The organism is Ornithinibacter sp., from assembly GCF_035443565.1.
GTDB lineage: Bacteria > Actinomycetota > Actinomycetes > Actinomycetales > Dermatophilaceae > Fodinibacter.
The window spans coordinates 1-1,154 of the sequence record NZ_DAORSO010000406.1 but is presented as its reverse complement, the minus strand read 5'-3'; the positions used below and the strand labels follow the sequence as shown (position 1 = coordinate 1,154).

Here is a 1,154-nt window from a genome sequence, read left to right as displayed (position 1 = left end):
CGACGACGATGACGTGGGCACCACCCTCCTCGGGCACGTCCTCGTAGACGGGGAAGGCCTCCTTGTCGTCGACGACCGGCCCCCAACCGATGACGGTGCCGTCGGGCAGCGCCGTGACGGCCGACTTCAGGTGCAGGGCTCGGGTGACCGGGACGGCCTGGACGCGCACCCCGAACTCCTTGAGGTGGGTGGCCAGTTGCTGGATGCCGATGCCGTTGGTTCGCCCACCGAGCCCGACGTAGGCGGTGTCGCCGGCGCGCAAGACGTCACCCCCGTCGAGGGTGCCCGGCTCCTCGATCCGCACGACCCGCAGGCCGAGGTCGCGCACGGCCCGCTCCGCCCCGGCGGTCTCCCCGCGCCGCTCGAGGGCCCCCGGGCGGGTGATGACGGCGAGGTCGCCGTGGACGACGACGGCATCCTCGATGAACACGGCATCCGGGCAGTCGTCGGCGGGTTCGACCTCGACGACGTCCCAGCCGGCTGCGGCGAGTGCCGCGCAGTAGGCCGTCCACTGCTCGATCGCGAGGTCGAGGTCGATGGGTGAACGGTCGATGTGGGTGACGATGCCGTCGGCGAGGCGGGGGCCCGGACGGCGCACGAGGGCGGTCGGCATGGCGCCCACTGTAGGAGTTCTGGTCTCCCCCTCGCGAACTGGCCGGTAACTCACTACGTTGAGCGCCGACGCCATGGGGCGTGTTGGGCTCGAGGGAGGAACCACCCGATGTCGATGTCACTGGGCGAACAGCTCAAGCGGCGCAAGCCGATCGTCTTCCGCCAGCACCACCACGAGGGGGAAGAGCTCGCTCGCAACCTCACGACGTTCCAGCTGATGATGTTCGGCGTCGGCGCCACGGTCGGCACCGGCATCTTCTTCGTCCTCAGCGAGTCGGTGCCCGAGGCAGGACCGGCGGTGATCGTCAGCTTCCTCATCGCTGGCCTCGCGGCGGGCTTGTCGGCGCTGTGCTACGCCGAGCTCGCCAGCGCCATCCCGGTCAGCGGGTCGACGTACTCGTACGCGTACCACGCGATGGGAGAGCTCGTCGCGGTCATCATCGCCGGCTGCGTGCTCCTGGAGTACGGCGTGGCGACGGCGGCCGTCGCGGTCGGCTGGAGCGGCTACTTCAACGAGTTGCTCGACTCCACGATCGGGGTGC

At 70.3% G+C, this 1,154-nt stretch carries 2 protein-coding genes; one reads left to right on the top strand and one right to left on the bottom strand.

Annotation, left to right across the window (positions count from 1 at the left end; genetic code table 11):
* Window positions 1–613 (bottom strand): N(G),N(G)-dimethylarginine dimethylaminohydrolase (locus PLL68_RS15555; RefSeq protein ID WP_324535646.1); only part of this gene is annotated, 613 nt, incomplete at its 3' end.
* A gap of 108 nt (window positions 614–721) precedes the next feature.
* Between PLL68_RS15555 and PLL68_RS15550 the strand changes: the two genes are divergently transcribed.
* The coding region (locus PLL68_RS15550; RefSeq protein WP_324535644.1) for an amino acid permease at window positions 722–1,154 on the top strand (433 nt) is incomplete at its 3' end.